Here is a 20,932-nt window from a genome sequence, read left to right as displayed (position 1 = left end):
TCCCGGCGGGCGCGATCGCCAGGAAAGGCAATATGAACCAGCCCACTGACAACACCCCCCGGGTGCGCACCCGCTTTCCGCCTTCCCCCACCGGGGCCCTGCATCTGGGCGGCGCTAGAACTGCTCTTTTTAACTGGCTTTTCGCCCGTCACTTCGGCGGGGACTTCGTCCTGCGCCTGGAGGACACCGACCGCCAGCGCTCCAAGCAGGAGCACACCGACTCCATCATGGCGGCCATGGACTGGCTGGGGCTCGACTTTGACGAGGGCCCCTTCTACCAGACCAAGCGCCTGGAGCGCTACCGCGAGGCCATCGACCAATTGCTCGAACAAGGCCGCGCCTACTGGTGTCACTGCTCCCCCGAGGAGCTGACCAAAAAGCGCGAGGCGGCCATGAAGGCCGGCGGCAAGCCCATGTACGACGGCGCCTGCCGCGAGAAGAACCTGGGCCCGGCCGAGGGCGCTGTGGTGCGCTTCAAGGGCCCCCGCACCGGCAGCACCACCTTCAACGACCTGGTCAAGGGCCCCATCACCTTTGATCACAAGGAGTTGGACGACCTGATCATCCTGCGCTCCGACGGCTGGCCCACCTATCACCTGGCCGTGGTGGTGGACGACATTGACATGCAAATCAGCCACGTGATCCGGGGCGACGACCACGTGAACAACACCCCGCGCCAGATCCTGCTCTACCAGGCCCTGGACGCGCCGCTGCCACTTTTTGCCCACGTGCCCATGATCCTGGGGCCGGACAAGACCAAGCTCTCCAAGCGCCACGGGGCCACCGCGGTGGTGGACTATCAGAAGATGGGCTATCTGCCCGAGGCCATGATCAACGCCCTGGCCCGTTTGGGCTGGTCCCACGGCGATCAGGAGAAGTTCACCCGCGAGGAGCTGGTCGAGTTCTTCGGCCTGGACGCGGTGGGGCGCAGCGCGGCGGTGTTCGACACCGGCCGCCTGCTGCACCTGAACCAGACCTACATCCAGGAGGCCGACCCGGCCCGTTTGGCCGAGCTTCTGCCTCCTTTCCTGGCCGAGCGCGGCATCACCGAATACGACCACGCCCTGCTCCTGGCCTGCCTGCCCGAGCTGACTCCCCGGGCCAAGACCCTGGTGGAGCTGGCCGACTGGGCCGAGCCTTTCCTGGTGGCCGAGCCGGTAATGGACCCCAAGGCGGCAAAGAAGTTTCTCAAGCCCGAGACCGCCCCGGTTTTGGAGCGGGTCGTCGGCCTGGTGGAAGAGCGCGGGGTGGAGCCCGAGACCCTGGAGGCCGGGGTGCGCGAGCTCAGCGAGGAGCTGGGCCTCAAGCTCGGCGGCATCGCCCAGCCGGTGCGCGTGGCCCTCATGGGGCGCACCTTCAGCCCCGGCATTTTCGAGGTTATGGCCCTGCTGGGCAGCGACCGGGTTATGGGCAGGCTAAAGAGGGCCTTGGCTATAGCCAGGGGATGAAAAAACTGGTAAATAGCCCTTGACGCCAGCGAGTGTAGACGATAAATCAGTGGCTACTCGCTGGCGGATCGTCTAATGGCAGGACTGCAGACTCTGGATCTGCCTATCTAGGTTCGAATCCTAGTCCGCCAGCCAACATAAGTTTGTGCATGGTCCCATCGTCTAGTGGTTTAGGATATCGGCCTCTCACGCCGAAGACACGGGTTCGAACCCCGTTGGGACTGCCAAAAATATCAAGAGGTTGGCTTTTTGGGCCAGCCTCTTTTCTTGTTTGGCTACAGGTTCGGCTACAGTTCTCATCGGTCAATCATGCCCGTTTTTTTGATTTCGACCTGGCCCTGAGGTCAATTACCTCGGCCCGGCTGCGTCCGAGGCTGTCAATAGCGTCCCGCACCTCCTCCAGCCCGAGTGTCCTCAAATATTCTGTGGTGGTAGTGGGGCTCTGGTGGCGCAGGATTACCTGGATTTGGCTCACCGGGCACCCCTGCTTGTACAAAATGCTCGCGGCCAAGTGCCGTATGGCATGAAAGCCAAAGGCCTTGACGCCGGCTTTCTTGCACAGGTTGGGCATGAAGGTGCGCCTGGTGGTGAAGGGCTGCGCCAGCAGCTCAGCGTGCGCGGCCATCTCGTTCTCGCTCACGAATACCCAAGGCGACTCCTTGAAGGTCCGGTGCTCCCACCACCATCTCAGGTGGGCGCGAAGGCCTTCGGCCATGGGGAGCCAATCGTACTCCAGGGACCCGTCTTGCCGTTTGCGCGTGCTCAGCCGGATTCTGTCGTTGCCCCAGTCCACATCCTCCCACTCGAGGCGGTATATTTCACCGCGCCTGGCGGCCGTGTAGAGCGCCACAGCAAGGATCACCTGGTCCTGCCCCTCAGCCAAGTCGAAGACTTTCCAAAAGTCCTCCTCTGGTGGCACATAGCGTGGCCTACGCTGCTCGGGGAATTTCTCTACCATGGCGGCCGGATTGGGCAGGGGCAGGCCCAGGTATTTCACCCCCCAGTTCCAGGCGGCAGTGAGGTTCTTGCGGTCTTTGTTCGCCGCGTACCCGGAACGCTTTTGGGCCTGAACCTTGAGGTGATCCAGCACCTGCACAGGCGTAAGGTTCCTAGCTAGCCCAGTAGGCTCCACCACCTTGAGCAATCGCTTGAAGGTCATGCGCTTTTCTGCATAGGTCTTGGGGGTGAACCTTTGCTTGGCGTAGTCCAGGTACCTGGTGGCCCACTCATGCACCGTCAAACAGCCCATGCCGGTCTTGCTCCAGTCGGCGGCCTTTTGCTCGGCCTCCCAGGCTAAGGCCTCCGTCCTGGTCTTGCATAGCTTGGTCCTGATGTTGCCTCCCTTCTGTACTCTTGCAAACCATCGAGTCTTGCCGTTCTTGGTCACCTTTGTTGCCATGTGCTGCCCTCCGTAAAGCTTCGATAACTAGGTTTTCGAAAAACAAGATGTTCTTGCCTCCCGGAGGACGGATTCCGCCGAATAGCTGGTAGTGTGAGCGCACGTAGTCAGCATCTACTTCTAAGTATTCCGCGAGCTGTGCCGCTGATAAACGCTTTCCTATTTGATTATATAATGCCTGTAAGCCCATGAAAATAGGTATCTTTCGGTTGATGTATGCCATCAAGATACCTTTGTTGAAGCTGATGGTCGAACTAGTAGCTATCATTCGTATCGGTAAGAAAGATATTTAGCGGAAGAAGTGAAAGAAACAAAAAAATCTTTCAAAAGCTAACGCGCATTGATTGGTTAAATGACTTTTATTATTAGGAATATGTAACTTGGTCGATTTGAAAGGCAGGAGATTTAAGTGGATGTAATTAGCAAAGTAGCGGTCTGGCTATGGGCTACCTGAACCGCCCCGGTTTTCCCGGAGGCTCTTTTGTTTGAGTCAGGCCACCATGGCCTGGGCCTGTAGTGACTGATAGTATGCCATCTCGAGTTCCACGGGTGGGATGTTTCCTATGGGCTCGAGCAAGCGCCGGTTGTTAAACCAGTCGACCCATTCGAGGGTGGCGAATTCCACCGCATCGAGGTTACGCCAGGGGCCCCGCCTTCTAATGACCTCTGTCTTGTAAAGGCCGATCACCGTCTCTGCCAAAGCATTGTCGTAAGAATTGCCCACGCTGCCCACCGAAGGCTCCACGCCCGCCTCGGCCAGGCGCTCAGTGTAACGAATCGAGAGATATTGGGAGCCGCGGTCGCTGTGGTGGACCAGGCCGTCAATGTCTCCACGAGCCCACAACGCCTGCTCCAGGGCGTCCAGGGCCAGGTCGGTCCGCAGTGAATTGGAAGCCCGCCAGCCCACGATCATGCGGGCAAACACATCGATGACAAAGGCGACGTAAACAAAGCCCAGCCAGGTCGCCACGTAGGTCAGGTCGGCCACCCATAGCTGATTGGGACGGCTGGCGCTGAAAATTCGCTTAACCAGATCGGCAGGACGGTCGGCGGAATTGCCCGGCAGGTGGTCTTGCACTTCTTGCCCCTCACTGCCCCATGCAGGCCCATATCGCGCATGAGCCGCTCCACCGTGCAGCGGGCCACCTCGATCTTCTCCCGATTCAGCTGATGCCAAACCTTGCGCACACCGTAGACCTGGAAATTGCTCTCCCACACCCGGCGGATCTCAGGCCGCAAATACGCGTCTCGTTTGGCGCGCTCGGGAAGGCGCTCGGGATCAGCTTGACGGGCCTTGTGCTCGTAGTAGGTCGACGGGGCGATCGGCAGTACAGCGCAGATCGGCTCGACCCCGTGGACCTGGCACTGGGCGTCTACGAAAGACACCATCATTTCGGTCGGCGGTCGAGCTCCGCCTGGGTGAAATATGCCGACGCCTTGCGCAGGATCTCATTGGCCCGCCGAAGCTCCCGGTTTTCTCGCTCAAGCTGTTTGAGGCGCTCGCGCTCCGACGTGGTCAGGCCAGCCCGGATACCCTGGTCGCGCTCGGCATGATGCAACCAGCTGCGAAGAGTCTCGCCGGTGCAGCCGATCTTGGCCGCGATAGAGCAGATGGCCTGCCATTGGGACGGGTACTCATCCTGGTGCTCCTGGAGCATCCGTACCGCCCGATCCTTAACCTCTGGGGAATATCTGATTCGCTTGGACATGACTCCATCCTCTCAAGTAATGGAGTCTCCGGCAATCCCGGGACGATTCATAGGACCGGGTGCCCCCGGCCTGTCACCCGCGACCATCGGGCGTCTCAAGGATGTATGGAAACAAGAGCTTCGGGCCTGGCAGGGGCGGGACCTTTTCAGGAAGCGCTATGTGTACTTCTGGGCTGATGGGGTTTATTTCAACGTGCGCCTGGAAGAGGACAAGCAGTGCATCCTTGTGATCATCGGGGCCGATGAGAGCGGCAGGAAAGAGCTGGTGGGCCTTTTGGACGGCTACCGGGAAAGCGAACAATCCTGGCGTGAGCTTTTGCTGGACCTCAAGCGACGAGGGCTGGTAATTCCTCCCAAGCTGGCGGTGGGAGACGGTGCCCTTGGATTCTGGAAGGCGCTGCCCCAGGTTTATCCCCATGTCCGCCGCCAACGCTGCTGGGTGCACAAGACGGCTAACGTGCTCAACAAGCTGCCCAAGGGTGTGCAGCAAAGGGCCAAGGCGCATCTGCATGAAATCTGGATGGCTGAAACCAGGGCCGATGCCGAGGGGGCCTTTGACTTTTTCCTGGATGCCTACGGCAGCAAGTACCCCAAGGCCACCGGCTGCCTGGACAAGGATCGGGATGATCTTTTGGCTTTTTATGATTTCCCGGCTGAGCACTGGAAGCACATCCGGACCAGCAACCCCATTGAATCGACTTTTGCCACGGTGCGTCAGCGGACCTACAGGACCAAGAACTGCTGCTCCCGGCAAACCATGTTGACCATGGTTTTCAGGCTATGCCTGAGCGCCCAGAAAAAATGGCGCCGCCTGGATGGGTCCAAGCGGATGGCCGAGGTAATCCAGGGAATCAGGTCTGTGGATGGAGTCAGGGAAGAACGGAAGGCCGCATAAGCCGAAACACAACTTTTGACATTAGCTCCCGCCTGTGGGCCTTGACCGTGATCGATAATTTCACCCGGGAGAGCCCGGCCGTCAAAGTGGGCCAGGGCATTACCGGCCAGCGAGTAGTCCAGGTGCTGGAGCGGGTTTCTGAAATGAGTGGACTGCCTGACAGGATATTCCTGGACAACGGCCCAGAATTAGTCAGTAAAGCTCAGGATCTGCGGGCTTATGAAAATGGTATAACCCAGGACTTCTCCCGGCCTGGCAAGCCCAGGGACAACACACTGATCGAAAGCTTCAACGGCCATTTTAGCGATGAATGCCTCAATGTGAATTGGTTCTTGTCTTTGGAAGATGCCAAAACTGAGATCGAAACTTGGAGGCGGGACTATAATGATAGCCGACCTCACACCTCCCTGGGAGAACGGACGCCTCGGGAATTTGCTCGATGCCACCTGCCCAATACCCCATCCGGAGGGTGTCCAAATGGGCCAAATCCTCCCCTATTGCCCGGATCTAATTCGGGGTTACCTCCAAAAACCTGGAAATCTACCATCCCACTTGGACTCGAAACGGGTATTACCTCAAAGGAAGAAAATCCCAATCTGTCCCCTGGTGCGAAATTTGAAAGATAATCATACATTTAGGGGTTAAAGACGTTTTTACATGTACTGTGGTTGACATATGTGCGGGCATTTTATTACTCTTATAAAAGTTGGGAATACTTATCTGCCTGCCCTGTCTCGACAAGCAACGTTCAAAAAATTTTAAGACGAAGGCCTTCTATGCCGTCTCGTTGGGCTTCACTCTAAACTGGGACATCGGTGGATAAAGAAATGGTGGAACAGGACGGGTGCAACACAATATGGACAACGAGTTGTAAGTACAATGAAAATTGAGTTCTGTTATTCAGGTATATATAATGACCACTATGCATACCCAAGAAGTCTAGTAGATTCACCGCCACTTGAGTGGTCTTACAGAGAAACAGATATCGATTTCAATTTAGAAATTGGTAGGCCATGGGCTAACTTTTCTTCTTTACCCAATGAGTGGATACATGCTTCTAGCCTTTTTCCAGGCGGCACGAATTTTTGGGTGTTTGACATTGATCATATTGAATATATATTTGAGCAAATCAGAAGTTACAGGCACTTACGGCATCAGGAGATTGAAAGGCCTTTGGCAGAACGTTTAATAATTAGGTCATTGTCGTCGCCGTACCTGATGGGTGTGATTGCATGGTCTATATCAGCCAAACAATCGATAGAAGGTTTATTTGCTAAATATGGTTTGCGTGGTATCGAAGATATATGTGTGGCTTATCCTAGCGTGATTCCGCCCATTGAAGTAGCCTCTACACAAGAGCTTTCTTTTATTGGTTCCTTACAGTCAAACTTAAGTCCTAATTGTATAGTTCTTCTTGCAATAGATTCACAACCTGGTGTTTGCGAAATAGAAGGCAGAAAAAATATTAATAGTGCTGTCCAATGTCATAATATTCTGTCTGGGCAAGGTATAGATGCACATCTTGTATTGGTTAGTAATAAATATGATAATTACAGTTTTTCTGAGAAAATTCATTTTTTACCAAGGCTTTCGAGATCAGCACTGTGGAATGTTTATAGCCTCGCGGATATTTTTCTTTTTTTAACTAGGGCAGACGCAACGGGATTTGCTCTTCTCGAAGCTATGTATCATGGATTATGTTGTATTGCTGCCGATGCACCGAGTTCACCCTTTGTATCTGAAGTAATTGAAGATGGTGTCACAGGTTTCAAAGTTAAGTTCAAAAATCCTGCAGCGTACCCACAATTTAGCCGGGGCATAGATTTATTTACAATTAATAAAATCCTTGTTCGTCTTGTCATGAACCCAGAAACTAGGAAAAATATTGGTAATGCAGCCAAGAGCCAATTCAAATTTAATAAAAAGTTTTCTGTTGATGTTCGTAATTTACTAATGAAGAAACATATTTATCGCCGATATGAATCGTTTTTAAAAACCCACCCAACAGAATAAAACATATTTACTCAACACATAACCGGAGCGTGACCTATGATTCCAAATATTTTACATTTTGTTTTTGGGATGACTGAAGACTTCGGGGGAAAGCCCTTTTCATTAATTCATTACTTATCAATCAAATCTGCAGTTGTTATCAATAAACCAGACTGCTCTATACTCTGGTATAAATACATACCACATGGATACTGGTGGGAAAAATCAAAACTATATGTTGACTTTCAGATAATTAATGAGGCAGATGAAAAATTTGGTGATAAAATAAATAGATACGCGCATCGGGCCGATATTGTTAGACTGAATAAACTGATTCAAATGGGAGGTATATATCTCGATTTAGACATAATTTGTATTAAACCATTTACCAAGCTTACAATGCATGATTGTGTCTGGGGGGAAGAAGAGTCTGATAAATGTTTGTGTAACGGTGTCATACTTGCGCAGCCTGATTCAGAGTTTCTTGGACTCTGTCTTGAAGGCTGGAAATATTTTGAACCTTGGATGTGGAATGAAATATCATGTTATTACCCTGCTAAGCTTGCAAAAGAACATCCTGGTATATTGCATATAGAAAATAAATATGCTTTTCACTGGCCTCTTTGGCGTCCGCAAGATGGGGTTGAAATGTTTATTAATTCAAGGAATAAATGGCCCTCAGCCTATTGTAGGCATCTTTGGGAGTCAAAATTTTGGGACAAATATTTAAAAAAACTTTCTATCGCTGGATTGATGAATTCTAAAACGAATTTTGCGAAACTGGTAAAACCATTTCTGTCGGGAGAAGCAGACGAATAATCTCGCAGACTATCATAAATGTCCCTGGTGATTTTACAAAAATGACGTTTTGTATATACTTTACAAGGTAAATCCAACCAAAATTACATTATAAAGAAGATATCTAAAGGTTAACTAGATGCCACAGAAAACACCACATGAAACTACAAATAGGTTAGGAGGGTATTTATGTCCATGTCAAAAATAAATCTATTTGCTAGGCTGCTAGAAAACCATGAATCATATTTTAACAATGGGTTCAGTTTAATTGCGAGTGAGAATTCATTATCTCCCCTTGCTCGTCTCGTCTATATTTCCGATGCGTATAGCCGCTATTTTTTTAATGAAAATGAGGTGTTTGGCCGGTGGAGCTTTCAAGGTGGAAGCTTGATTGGTCCTGTGCAAACAGATATCCTGCTCCCCTTGTTGCTCAAATACGGACAGGCCTCTCATGTAAATCTACATCCTGTATCCGGCCTTAGTGGTATGATTTTGGCTCAAATGGCCTTTGGAGGAACGCCTGGTTCTGTAATGCTTTCCATCCCTACTGCAATGGGGGGACACCCGGACACAGCATATGTTGCAAAACGCCTTGGGATGACTCCAGAGAGTTTGCCCTTTTGTGATTGGGCTACCGTGGACCTTTCCGCCTTGGAAAAACGTTTGGCAAAAGAGGACGTATCTCTTATATATCTTGACCACGCTACTAGCTTATATCCACTTGATATTAAAGGCATTGCCAGCGTTGTGAAGGACGCCGGCTCGCAAGTTCACCTTCATGCCGATACTAGCCATGTGAATGCGTTAGTTTGGGCTGAGATTTATCCTAATCCTTTAAACTGCGGAGCACATTCATACGGTGGTTCCACGCACAAAACTATACCCGGCCCTCATAAGGCTGTGATTTTCGTTAATGATGATGACCTTGAGCACCGTCTCACTATGACTGCAGTGAACACCATAAGTCATCACCATACTGCATCCATATTGGCGTTGGCTATTACTCTTATGGAGTTTGATGAGTGCAATGGAGGAGATTACGCTCAGCAGATGGTGGTTAATGCACGCCATATGGCAGCTTGCCTAGTAGAGCATGGCGTTCAAGTACTGTACCAGAAAGGGAGGCAGTTCACAGACAACCACCAAGTGTGGATCTCAATACCCGAAGGTGCCAATCCCCATGCATTGGCTGATGATCTTTTTCAGGCCGGTATCGTCGTCAATCCACATTCACCGGCACCTGCTATCGGTGAGGGCGGGTGGTGCCTACGTATCGGCCTTAATGAACCCACACGGCTGGGAATGCGGACAGATGGAGTGGCGCATTTGGCCGAATCCCTTGCCCAAATCATTCTGAAGACAGCTCCAGCGGATCGCGTGCGCTCTAATGTCGTTGCTTTGCGAAAGACCTACCGTCATTCCTATTGCTATAGCCCTGCGGAAGGAGCAGCAGTGCTGAAGGCATTAACAGGAGGGAAAGGGTTAGAGTTATTCGACGTATTATGGAAGCAGCACTTTGATCAATAAACACCTCATAAGCCAAACCTGACGGCTCATAATGCACATCAGTTATTCCTCTCCATTCTATTTGCATAGCATGCTTTTCCCCAACCCTAAGTATCTGTTTCATGCAGGTAGGCTCTCCCGCGTACGCGATATAGGGTACGCCGGCATAGAAATAGTGCCCATTGAATACGCACGGCATGAGAGGAGAGATTTCGGCAAGATGCTATCAGATGCCGGACTAGGTGCGATACTAGGCTGGTCGTTACAGCCCGAGCATGATTTGATAAGTAGAGACCCGAAAAGGCGCATCGCAGGTCGCGATTGGTTGTTACGTCTCATAGACTATGCGTCGGAATTGGGTGCCACGACCATAGCCGGAGTCAATTATGCGGGCGTCGGCTGTCCAGAGAGCCAAATGGTGTCAAGCATGATGTGGGAAGAGATTGTTGCCCTTTACCAGAAATTTGCCGATCATGCTGCCGAGGCAAGCATCGCGCTCTGCTTTGAGCCGACGAACCAGGAAGAGAACGCACTAATAAATACTATCGGACAGGGTTTGGATTTCAAGAAAGCAGTTGGGCGCGACAATGTCGGGCTTCTCCTAGACACGTATCATTTGAATAAGACTGAGATGGATTTGGTTGAAGCGATAGAGAAATCGGCTGGACATCTTGTGCATTTCCACGCCTCCGAGCACCATAGAGGCTTATTGGGAAGTGGCAACATCCCTTGGACGGCAGTCCGCAAGACTCTGATGCAGGCTGGATATAGTGGCATTATTGTTCCTGAGATTTTTTTACATCCTTCTGCGGATGAAGCTCTTTCATGGGAAACTGCCGAGCAGGCGTTTTCATTCCTAAGAAGTACTTTCAATGCCGCATAGATCATGAATGGAAAGCTATGGGCGGCAAACACATGGAGTGAGGCATGACCGGACCAGGAATACACTTCATAGACATGGAAGAAGAGGAGGCCGTTCTCGACGTTTTGCGATCAAGAAATATGAGCCGATACCGCTTTGATGATCAACCGAGTAATTCTTCTTATGTCTATAGATTTGAGCGGAACCTTGAGTCTAGCTTTGGCGTCAAGCATGCCCTAGGAATGAATAGTTGCACTTCGGCTTTATGGAGTGCCCTGATGCATCTGAAGCTGCAGCCTGGTGATGAAGTAATCATACCAGGTTACCTTTTTGTGGCTACGGCTGCTGCTGTGATTTTTGCCGGCGGAACCCCGGTTCTGTGTGAAATTGATGAGTCGCTGACCTTGGATCCCTGCGGAGTGGAGTCATGTGTCAATCGAAACACAGTTGGCATTATTGCCGTGCACATGCTGGGTGCGCCTGCCCGGATGGATAGACTTTGTGCCATTGCAGACCGTCATGGACTATGGTTGTTGGAGGATACGGCCCAGGCATTCGGCGGGAGTTTTCAAGGACGTAAATTAGGGACTTGGGGCTTGGCGGGTGTGACTTCGCTCAACGTATTCAAGATCCTGACCGCCGGGGATGGAGGCGTGCTCATCACTGACGACTCGGACCTCTATGCCACAACCTTTGCCCTGCATGACCATGGATCGAAGCCATTACGAAGAGGTGTAGCCGATGCAAAGAACGCCCTAGGTCTCAATTTTAGGATGCATGAATTGACAGGTGCTGTTGCCTGGGTACAGTTGCGAAAGCTTCCTGTGATCCTTTCAGCCCTACATCATCAAAAGGCACTGTTTCTCGAAGCATTGGACGGGTTGCCCGGTGCTGTCAGGCGTCAGATCAATGATCCGCGTGGCGAGTGCGCCACTGTTGCGGCCTGGATTTTTGACCAAGAAGAGCTGGCCATAAAAGTGGCTAATGAACTAGGTATTAGGACGATCATCCATTCAGGAAAACACTATTACGGGAACATTGCAGCACTCTCACAAGTTTCTTCTATCCCAGGTGGTGAAAGCCTATACAAGAAAGGCATGTTGCCGCAGACAGACGGCATACTTTCACGAAGCTTGATTTTATCTGTCGGTGTGTCTGACTCCTACTTAGGAAGCGGCTTCGGCATTAACCCGCACAGTTCCCGCGAAGAAATTATTAAAGTGGCATTTACCTTTCGGTTGGCGGTTGAACGGGCACTTAACCAAATATGATTTATCAAGGAGTTTCTGGAGTTGGCAACCAACAGACACCCTTCGGATGATATAAGGCGTCCATATGCCTACCTTGATTTTTGCGTTTTTGAACGATGCAACCTCACGTGTGCATATTGCCGTACAAACAACGAGGGTGTTGCCGAAGCTGTGTCCATTGAAGACGCCATAGCCAGCGTAAATGTAGTACTAGAAAGTGCCCGACCCGGCGTGTTCAAGGTTTCCGGTTACGGCGAAGCCTCTTTGTGGGGAGGTATTGATAAATTATTAGCTTACACATCATCTTATATTTCAACTGTACAGGTTATGACAAATGGAACCATGAACATGGCGCTTCTCAGCAAACTCTGCAGGCTTCCAAACATTGTCTTTTGTATTACCATTGACGGTCTTACACATGAGACCAATGCTTGGCGATGCGGTGGCAACAGGAGCCTCCACGACGCAATGTGGCGTTTTGCCGATATAGTTGTAAACAGGGGGCACAGACTAGAAATTAATTGCGTCATGACCAGACGTAACATTGACGATTTTCCTCGCATGCTTAAAGAGGTATGGAAGAGATACAAAGGAATGGCTGTCGTGCAGCCATTCCCGGTGCGTCCTTTTTCTGGCCTCTCCTCCGAGGTGGTCCCGGCTTCCGTTGCCCAAGTGAGCCAATTGCGGAAGATGGTGCTGGACAGGTACGATGAATTTGCCATTGTCCTGCCCGGCCAGAGGTATATGGAGCGCTTGCTGATTTTCATGGACTCCGGAAAGCGGCTTTGGCCTTGCCATGTGCCTAGGTTCAACTATGGCGTTGGCCCAAGGCTCAGGCGTCTAGTTTGTCCCTGCCTCGGACACACACGTCCCAGTTGGGACAAGAAAAACCAATTGCAGCGCATTGGCTCCACAGCCCCAAGGAACAAGTCTTGCAAAATTCAGCCAAACAAATATGGACAGCTTGATCCTCGCTGCCGAAGTTGCTTTACGCATTATGAATCGCTCAACATCATGGTGGATGAGACGGCTAGTGGAGACGACCTGCGAATGATACCTTCATTTCGGAATGAGGGCTCTTTACAGGCTGCCCAGGACGCTTGTGCCACCATTTCGAATGGTCTGGGGACCGGTCCTTTCTCAGAGGTGGCCTGGTCCCCATGAGGAAAAGGGATAGGAATGAGGCTTTTCTGTGCATGGGCACTCCGAGAAGACCGCAGTAAACGAAGAAGGTAACGATAAGGAAAGACAGGTGGAAAGAACGATTGGAATCATCGGCGGCCGTGTCCAAAACACTACCCCCGCAGCTTGCAAAGCTGCAGAAGCTATCGGCAGCATCCTGGCCCAGCGAGGGTTCAGCATCGTATGTGGTGGTGATAACGGGGCACCCGAGGCTGCCTGCAAAGGATGCCAAGAGGCCGGTGGCACCACCATTGGAATTCTCAAAGGAAACGTGTTGGGCGGGGGAAATCCTTATCTGGACTATACAATTCCCACCTCCATGGACCTGGCTCGAAACGACATTATTATTTGGAGTTCCTATGCAGTTATCGCCTTTGAAGGTCATTTTGGAACGGCAACGGAAATATCATTGTGCAGCGACATCGGAAAGCCACTTATTCTTATCGGCGACTTTCCTCTTCTGAACCTTACGCAATGGCTTGCACCCAACCGTCATCACTTTCCGGTTGAAACTGTCGACCCTGTGACAGTCGTCGATATAATCGAATCCCTGCTGTAGTTAGGCTTGAGTGGGATGCGTATCCATGATCAAAGATAATTCGCAGGCGATGCAACAGGACGCAATATCATTCTCTAACGTTCCAGATTTAGCAGAATTGGAGCTTACGAACCAATGTAATGCTGCCTGTGTGTTCTGCCCTCGCCACGTGATCGGTGAAAGCCGGTATATGGATGACTATACCTATTCTAGGTCGCTGGACCGCTTGGAAGAGTCAGGTGTTACGCATGTCAAATTTGCCGGTTTTGGTGAACCAACACTTCATCCAGGCATCTTGTACCACATGTCTGAAGCTACCAAACGAGGCTTCAAAGTCATGCTTAACACAAATGGCTCACGTCTTGGCTCCATTGGGGAAGATGAATTGATGTGCTTGTGCGACGAAATCATCGTCAGCATCCATTCAATGGATCGTGGTGAACATAGGAGCATTTGTCAGCGTGATTTCTATCATAATTTACATCGAAGCCTGCGCCGCATGCATAAGATGACCGAGTCTCGTCAATGCCAGATCACTCTCTATATCGTCCATTGTTCCCTCAACTCAGCTTCTGTCGGATATGCGGCGGCAAAGGATATCTATCCTCGGTTCTCTATCCGCATGTCTAACGTATCCAACCGGACTGTGCCTGGATTCGTGGATATATACTTACCCCATGGCAGGGTGGGACAGTATCGCCATTATGCAGGCGGCTGGGCAGAGCGAGGCAAAAATTGCGGCTATGCCACTGCTGCAGTGTGCATTGATGCCCTGGGCAGATATGTTCTGTGTACCAACGACGCTCCCGGGCTTTCTGCTGTGCCCAACGTGTTTTCTCGCTCCATAGAGGAGGTTCGAATAGCCTGGGCAAAAGAAATCGAGGCAGGGCGTATACCAGCTCCTTGCCGCACTTGTGATAGTTTCTAGCCATCTGAGCAAGGTGCGATGATGTCTTGCAGGAATGATAACATGAAACGCGAGAGTTCGAATAAGCCCGTGAAAGAAAAAAAACTTATTTACATGGCACGAGAACCACTTTCCGGTTTCAGTGATGCGCTTTATGCAGACTTCGATGTTGTGCGCCTGTCCTTAGTCGGGGCGAACAATCGCCAGGCCATACTACTCGACAAAATTGATGGACTGTTCAGCAGCATAGTAATCGCCATGCCCGCCCAATATCCAAAGGCCCAACTGAAAGCCGATTTGGCAAACGTTGGCAGGCTGCTTGCGCCTGGCGGACAAGCGCAAGTCATTTTGCCGTCCCCGAAAGTACGCAACATGGTCCGTACGCTGGCGCGCAAATTTTTCGACGATGTGTTTTTGGAAAAACACTGCAATGTCATCTTGCTGAGTTCGCCAACCATTGGTACGTACCAGATCGAGGAACTTAACTGGTCATATACCCCTGAGGGTGCCTCAACCGAACTCTTATTCACCACGGTTCCAGGGCTCTTTTCTTATAAGCACCCGGATCTGGGGTCCAGTCTGCTTATTTCCTGTTGCGATGCCGGTCGAGGCGAATCCGTTATGGATGTCGGGTGCGGCTACGGTCTGCTGGGTGTCTCGCTGGCAGCCCGAGGTTGTTCCGTCACTATGATGGACAGCGATGCGAGGGCAGTGCGTTACTCAATAAAAAATCTGGAGCAAAACGGACTCACGGCGGACGTGCGGCATGAATACATTCTATCTAAGCTTGCTCTCCCACCCATGGATTATGTCGTCTCCAACCCTCCCACCCATGCTGGGAGTGATATTCTAAGACAGTTGTTCATGGACATGGCCAAACTGTGCAAACCTGGCGGGCAGCTCCTCATTGTCATTCGTGAGCAACTCAACTATGAAAAATGGCTTGCCCCCCTCGGAAGGTTGGAAAAGGTTGGTTCACAAGACGGCTTTAAAGTGCTTCGGCTATGGTAGTGGGCGATACGGAGTTGTTTGGCAGTCATTGCTTCGGCCGATTTCACAAAAGCATTAACCGTTACACCTATACACGACGTGAAATGTAAAGTGATGAATTGGTTTCTCTGATCACAACTCATAGCGTTGTGTCGTCTTCAAATGAAGCATGAGGGGGCAAATTATCATATGATTTCTCGATTTGGCAACACGCGTAACGTAATGATGGTTAATCATTACGGCATTGGAAACGGCATTCTTATGTTTCCAATCCTAAAGGCGTATGAGCAAAGCAATCCGAATGTAAGCTACTACCACCTGGAAAATCCTTTCTTAAGTGAAATAATCTCTGCCCAGCATGGGGGACTGTGTCGCTTTTTAGGGGAATTTCCAAGCACGTGGAGGCGATTCAGGGATGAAGAGATCAAAGATATCCGTTCATTTGTCTCACAGTCCAACATTGACACCATTGTCAATCTGCGTTGCTTGTCTCCGGATAGTGACACGGGCTACGAAAATTTTCGACATCAAGGATTAGCTAAGGTATCTTGGGTTTCTCTCTACGAGCAATCCGCTCCTTGGATCGCGAGCGGCGCACATGTTTTTCAGTGCATAAGCAAAACGCTGGGAGTGGAGTACATTAACTATTTACCTTTTCACGAACAGGCATATCTGAGGTCGGTTTTCCCGAAAAGAGGCACAGCACCTACTCTGCGTATCGGTTTCTTTCTGCCAGCCAGCCAAGTCATCAAGCGTTGGAAAGTTAAAGAGTGGGTTGAACTGGCCCTATTACTGTTGGAACGGACCAACTCCCACATTATGGTATTTTCAGGAGTAAAAGAAGACGAGAAGCGTGATGCGGAAGCCTTTTTCCAGTGCATGGCCAAACGCGGTGGCAAAGTTATGGCCGCGATTTCGCACCATCCCGCCAAGAGTCTACTCTCTACCATTAATAGCCTTGCTGCGTTGGACATCTTAATCTCCAACGATACGTGGGCCGTGCATGCGGCGGATGCCTTGGATTTACCTACGGTTGGACTATATTTTAGCACGTGCCCGACTCTTTGGGGTAGCCGTAACCCCAAGAGCCTAAACCTATGGAGTCCACAAGGCGCTAACTGCAGACACCAGGACCGTGTCGCCGGGACTTGCACTAAATACTATGACCACTGCGCGGCACCATGCCGCGATGGCTTGTCAGCATATGCGGTATGGAGGCAGATGCGGCCACTTATTGCTGTGGACAAACTCAAATCTACTCGATCCTCCCGACTGGAAAAATTCGGAAGTATCATGTTGGGCTGGAATGCACGCGGTAAGGATGGGCGAGTTTGTATTGAAAACGTCTTTGCCGATAAGCAGACGAGCATTAAACGGAGGGATTGGGATGCCTTGGCGGGCAAATGCATGTGGACCGAGGAACACTCGCTTAATGATGCGATTGAAAAGTTAAAGGAGTGCCGTATTCTATTTGACACCGAAGCAGAGGGCAAACAATGGCGAGACCACGTCCTCAACAGTCAACAGCCTACCCTGCCCTTAATTGATCAAGTTGAGCTGACCAACCAATGTTGCTTCCAATGTATTATGTGCGCAAGGCCCAAGATGCAACGTCCTGTCGGCTGGATGGCCCCAAAGGTATTTATCCGCCTTTTGGAGCAGATGAGTCCGAAACAAAAATACATTGGTCTCCACCATTTCGGTGACAGCCTCTTGTACAATCAATTGCCTCACTACATTTCCCTTGCAGCACAAGTGGGCGTGGAAACTGGCCTCAGTGGTAATCCGCAGCTTCTCACAGATAGCCAAGGGGAGAATATCCTCAAAGCGGGGCTGAGCCACATCGTGCTTTCCCTAGATTCTCTCAACCCATTCCGTTTTAAAAGAATCCGGGGAGCTACCGCTGACCTAGCACTTGCAGACGCAAACATACGCAACTTTGTACGGAAGAGGGATGAGGGTGGCTTCTCAACGTGCATTACCCTACAAATGATCCAAATGAATATCAACCACGACGAGGGAGAGGCATTTTTAGAATATGCCACCAGCGTTGGAGTTGACCATGCGGTAGTCGTGCCGGTGGGCAGGTGGGACTTCGAGGACGATACCGCAGCAAACTTGGGTGTTGACGAAACCCGCCACACTCATGACTTTTGCCGCCGACCCTTCGAGTCGGTAGTTGTTTTATGGGACGGTCGTGTAGTGCCGTGTTGCCATGATTACAACGGAGAAATTATTTTAGGAGACCTGAGCCACCAGACATTGCAACAAATCTGGGACTCTACGGCTGTCAAAGCCTTTCGGCAAGGGCATGAGCGAACATCATTGTGCCGGAGATGCAATTTTTCACATGCGCGTCTTCGCGAGACTCGACAGCGGATTGGCGTCATGCGGTTTCACTGGGTCCGCGAAGAAAATCTGGAGTGGCACAATCCGGAGTCTAACCGCATTCTCAAATATGAAGGCTTCAATCCCGCAAGGAAATAGGTCGAACCGTTGGTAACCTTTAGTGAATGCAAAAGTCTCGGTCTAACGATGCTCATTTACGAGGGTTTCATGCAGGCATTGGAAGCCCTAAATGAATCATGGGATAGCTTGGCAAATGCGACTCCAGAACCGAGCATCTTTGCAAATTCTGCATGGCTCCGGCCTTGGATACGTGTTGTTTCCAAGAATGAAGGTGTTGTACCCATCATTGCTCAGATTTTTGATAAGCAAGATATGATTATGGGCCTAGCCTTACAGCATAGTGTAGAGAATCGGGACAGAGTATTCATGCTTGGCTTTCCTTGGTGCGACTATGCAGGGCTGGTGTATGAGCCGGGCAAGTTACGGCCGTGGGGTGTGCGCTGGCTCGTGAAAAGCCTTCGCAATAGATTCACTGATAAATGGAATTTGTCGGAGGTCCCGCTAGACAGCCCCCTGTGCACGGCTTGGAAGGAGTTGGGAGGTGTAATACAGCCGGGAACTACTGTGTCTAGCCTAGATTTGGCCGATACAGCAACATGCCACCGCCTCCTTTCTAGGAAGGAATACCAAATCAAATGGCGCCGGTTGTGCCGACTTGGGGAGGTGGCTTGTATCCATGAAAGTACTCCCGGGGGCGTAGCAGCGGGCATGCCTTCTTTCATTGCCCTTCATAAGCGTCAATGGCGCGATCGGAATGACGTTGTTGCGCCTTTCGATGGCAGCGTAGTGGATGACCAATTTCGTACCGCTGGTATTGCCTTGGCAGAGAAAGGGATGTTATTGTTGACAAAGCTCACTCTCAATGGCGAACCGATAGCCATGTATTATGGTTTTAAAATTGGGAATTGGTACGGAGGATATCGCACTGCGTATTCCTTGGAATACAGAAAGCTGTCACCAGGTCACCTCATGCTGAATAGAATGATTGAAGAGTTTCCCGGAATGGGCATAGCGGAGCTAGATTTCATGCGCGGAGACTATCCATATAAGTTGCACTATACGAACAAAAAGCGGAAAAATGTTATTTTACTATCAGATTAGCCATGAAGAAACTACATTAGCGATGCCTCTAGCATTACCCTTTCTAACCGTCATAAAAACAGAGGAAACGGCCCATGGAAAAAACCGTCTGTTACAAGCATGAATTCACAAAAGAAATCAGAGCACTTTGGGTTGGTTGCGGTTCTCATGCAATGAGAAATCTGTTCCCTTCTCTGAGATTCACCCCTGCAAAGATAGTTGGAACCTGCGACGTGAATGTGGAGCGTGCCCAATGTGCTGCCGCAATGCTCGGGACCGAAGTTTACGGGAGCAGCATGGCGGACATGATTGCAGACTTGTCCCCGGATGTCGTCTTTCTTGCCGTGGGCTATGATTATGATAAACGTCCGGTGCATTCTGAGTTGGCTCAAATTGCTGTAAAAGCAGGCTGCCATGTCTGGATGGAAAAGCCACCTGCATCCAGCGCTGAAGAAATAAACCAATTGGCTCAGCTTGCACAGCAGAAAGATAAAAAAGTTGGCGTTGGTTTCATGAAGATGTTTTCAACCGGGTTAGAGAATATTATTCGCCTCATGAATAATAAGGAAGAATTCGGAGTACCGACAACATTCAATTTACGTGATCCGGAACTCATGCCACAGCTTGAAAAGAGACACAACCACGCTGTCATGCAGTTGTTTGTCGACCACATCGTCCATCCACTTTCTATATTGAGGCGATTGTTTGGTACATTGGTGAGGATATACATTGAAGAGGCACCCAACGGCGGCTGCGTGCTAGCATTGCGATACGCCTCATCTGTATGTGGTTGCTTGCATATGCCATGGGGACAATCCGGCACTTCACCCATGGAGCGTTTAGAGATCATTGGAAGCGGTGCGAATGTCGTTTTGGAACGCAACATGCGCCTAGTTTATTACCCGCCGGGACATAAGGGGGTGGTCCCGATGGCGTATGGCCAAAACGTGGATTTTGGTGGCCTGTCCGAAACCGCCCCCAGAATATGGGAAATGGATGGATATTCTGGTGAGCACTACAACAATTATTTGTTCTATCAAGGCTATGCCCGTGGATTGATATATTTCTGCCATTGTATCGTTAATGACACCCCGGTAAAAACAGCCGGACTTAAGGATGCATGGCATATACTAAATGCGTATGATGCCCTCAAGACTATACGTTCTGGAGAACCGCAAGTGTTGCCACCGCCTCCGGCGTGGGCAAAGGACGAGTAGGATGGCAATAGCCCAGTATAAGAACCTGTCTTGGAAGGATATCAAAGCATCTGTGGAACATGATTGCCGCCTTATTTTTCCTTTGGGTGCTACGGAAGCACACTCCGAACTTAGCGTATGCACGGATACATTGATTGCTGAAGAAATCGCCCTCGTTGCCTCAGAGGCGACGGGTGTGCTTGTGGCCCCGTCGCTTCCTTTCGGGTGCTCAGCTTTTGCCCTCAACTATCCGGGCACTCTAACGTTGCGTACATCGACGATGCTTGGCATCATCGAAGACCTTATACAGTCTTCATACACGCAGGGGTTTAGGCGTATGATATTTATCACGGGGCATGGCGGTAATGAGGTGATTACCGGCTTGCTCTCGGAGATGATGGCAAAACTACCTAGGTCATGTATTTATTATTGGAACGTATGGCAGGCCGTCAGTGCCGTGTCGATAACTTGGGCCAACGAGCTGGGATACCCGCCAAACGGCCATGCTAGTTGGATCGAAAACCACGAAATCACGCGGGTCAAACCTGTTTTGGCGCAAAAGATGACTCCTGTGGAACATCCAGACTTTCCTCCATTTCCTATAAATCCTAGGCTTGCACCACATTACCTCCCGGATGCCATGGAATCGGGCTGCACCACCGCCCCGGAGAAAGCGTGCAACGATATTCTGCGGATTGGTAAAGAAACCTTTGTCGATTTTATTAAAAATATACCCCCAGAGATCCCCGCCGTTTAGCTCGAAACCTGTAC

General features: G+C 50.7%; 17 protein-coding genes, 2 tRNA genes, 1 pseudogene and 1 other annotated feature. Of the genes and pseudogenes, 18 read left to right on the top strand and 2 right to left on the bottom strand.

What is annotated here, in order from left to right; translation table 11 throughout:
• Positions 1-32: 32 nt before the first annotated feature.
• The 3 genes from gltX (at position 33) to KQH53_08680 (ending at position 1,675) form a co-directional block, all read left to right on the top strand.
• Entirely contained in the window at positions 33-1,448 is a 1,416-nt protein-coding gene (gene gltX / locus KQH53_08690) for a glutamate--tRNA ligase (protein ID MCB2226739.1), read from the top strand.
• Positions 1,449-1,509: 61 nt separating this feature from the next.
• A tRNA-Gln gene (locus tag KQH53_08685) sits at positions 1,510-1,583 on the top strand.
• A 16-nt stretch (positions 1,584-1,599) separates the two neighbouring features.
• Positions 1,600-1,675: transfer RNA gene (locus tag KQH53_08680), tRNA-Glu, on the top strand.
• A gap of 80 nt (positions 1,676-1,755) precedes the next feature.
• Here KQH53_08680 and KQH53_08675 read toward each other — a convergent pair.
• Entirely contained in the window at positions 1,756-2,847 is a 1,092-nt protein-coding gene (locus KQH53_08675) for a site-specific integrase (protein ID MCB2226738.1), read from the bottom strand.
• A 490-nt stretch (positions 2,848-3,337) separates the two neighbouring features.
• Positions 3,338-4,556: pseudogene (locus KQH53_08670) on the bottom strand (IS3 family transposase).
• Positions 4,162-4,278, bottom strand: a sequence feature (AL1L pseudoknot). It overlaps the preceding pseudogene by 117 nt.
• Here KQH53_08670 and KQH53_08665 point away from each other — a divergent pair.
• The 15 genes from KQH53_08665 to KQH53_08595 all read left to right on the top strand — a co-directional run bounded on the left by KQH53_08665 (position 4,549) and on the right by KQH53_08595 (position 20,918).
• Entirely contained in the window at positions 4,549-5,451 is a 903-nt protein-coding gene (locus tag KQH53_08665) for an IS256 family transposase (protein ID MCB2226737.1), read from the top strand. The pseudogene KQH53_08670 and the gene KQH53_08665 overlap by 8 nt on opposite strands.
• Complete coding sequence (locus tag KQH53_08660; GenBank protein MCB2226736.1) at positions 5,337-6,077, top strand: integrase core domain-containing protein; 741 nt, start codon at positions 5,337-5,339, stop codon at positions 6,075-6,077. The genes KQH53_08665 and KQH53_08660 overlap by 115 nt, the downstream gene beginning before the upstream one ends.
• Positions 6,078-6,330: 253 nt before the next feature.
• The gene (locus KQH53_08655; protein ID MCB2226735.1) at positions 6,331-7,464 is read left to right on the top strand and encodes a glycosyltransferase; all 1,134 of its coding nucleotides are present in this window, start codon (positions 6,331-6,333) and stop codon (positions 7,462-7,464) included.
• Between the two features lie 36 nt (positions 7,465-7,500).
• On the top strand, positions 7,501-8,262 hold the full coding sequence (locus tag KQH53_08650) for a hypothetical protein (GenBank protein MCB2226734.1): 762 nt from the start codon (positions 7,501-7,503) through the stop codon (positions 8,260-8,262).
• Positions 8,263-8,430: 168 nt separating this feature from the next.
• On the top strand, positions 8,431-9,768 hold the full coding sequence (locus KQH53_08645) for a hypothetical protein (GenBank protein MCB2226733.1): 1,338 nt from the start codon (positions 8,431-8,433) through the stop codon (positions 9,766-9,768).
• 154 nt (positions 9,769-9,922) lie between these two features.
• Positions 9,923-10,630: a sugar phosphate isomerase/epimerase gene (locus KQH53_08640; protein ID MCB2226732.1), complete on the top strand. Its 708-nt coding sequence runs from the start codon at positions 9,923-9,925 to the stop codon at positions 10,628-10,630.
• 74 nt (positions 10,631-10,704) lie between these two features.
• Positions 10,705-11,880 carry an aminotransferase class I/II-fold pyridoxal phosphate-dependent enzyme gene (locus KQH53_08635; protein ID MCB2226731.1) on the top strand — a complete coding sequence of 392 codons (1,176 nt, stop codon included), beginning with the start codon at positions 10,705-10,707 and terminating at the stop codon, positions 11,878-11,880.
• 21 nt (positions 11,881-11,901) lie between these two features.
• A complete protein-coding gene (locus KQH53_08630) occupies positions 11,902-13,023 on the top strand; it encodes a radical SAM protein (protein ID MCB2226730.1) in 1,122 nt (373 codons plus the stop codon).
• An 88-nt stretch (positions 13,024-13,111) separates the two neighbouring features.
• The gene (locus KQH53_08625) at positions 13,112-13,600 is read left to right on the top strand and encodes a hypothetical protein (GenBank protein ID MCB2226729.1); all 489 of its coding nucleotides are present in this window, start codon (positions 13,112-13,114) and stop codon (positions 13,598-13,600) included.
• 25 nt (positions 13,601-13,625) lie between these two features.
• Positions 13,626-14,507, top strand: a complete 882-nt coding sequence (locus KQH53_08620) for a radical SAM protein (GenBank protein ID MCB2226728.1) — start codon at positions 13,626-13,628, stop codon at positions 14,505-14,507.
• Positions 14,508-14,549: 42 nt separating this feature from the next.
• Positions 14,550-15,497 carry a methyltransferase gene (locus tag KQH53_08615; protein ID MCB2226727.1) on the top strand — a complete coding sequence of 316 codons (948 nt, stop codon included), beginning with the start codon at positions 14,550-14,552 and terminating at the stop codon, positions 15,495-15,497.
• A 168-nt stretch (positions 15,498-15,665) separates the two neighbouring features.
• Positions 15,666-17,963 (top strand): SPASM domain-containing protein, encoded by a 2,298-nt coding sequence (locus KQH53_08610; GenBank protein MCB2226726.1) that lies wholly within the window; start codon positions 15,666-15,668, stop codon positions 17,961-17,963.
• A gap of 69 nt (positions 17,964-18,032) precedes the next feature.
• Positions 18,033-18,986, top strand: coding sequence for a GNAT family N-acetyltransferase (locus KQH53_08605; protein MCB2226725.1), 954 nt, complete (start codon positions 18,033-18,035; stop codon positions 18,984-18,986).
• A gap of 74 nt (positions 18,987-19,060) precedes the next feature.
• Positions 19,061-20,182: a Gfo/Idh/MocA family oxidoreductase gene (locus KQH53_08600; protein MCB2226724.1), complete on the top strand. Its 1,122-nt coding sequence runs from the start codon at positions 19,061-19,063 to the stop codon at positions 20,180-20,182.
• A gap of 1 nt (position 20,183) precedes the next feature.
• Positions 20,184-20,918: a creatininase family protein gene (locus KQH53_08595; protein MCB2226723.1), complete on the top strand. Its 735-nt coding sequence runs from the start codon at positions 20,184-20,186 to the stop codon at positions 20,916-20,918.
• The last annotated feature ends 14 nt before the right edge of the window (positions 20,919-20,932 follow it).

The sequence above is a fragment of the Desulfarculaceae bacterium genome (assembly GCA_020444545.1).
Taxonomy (GTDB): Bacteria; Desulfobacterota; Desulfarculia; order Desulfarculales; family Desulfarculaceae; genus Desulfoferula.
This window is presented reverse-complemented; position numbering and strand designations above follow the sequence as displayed.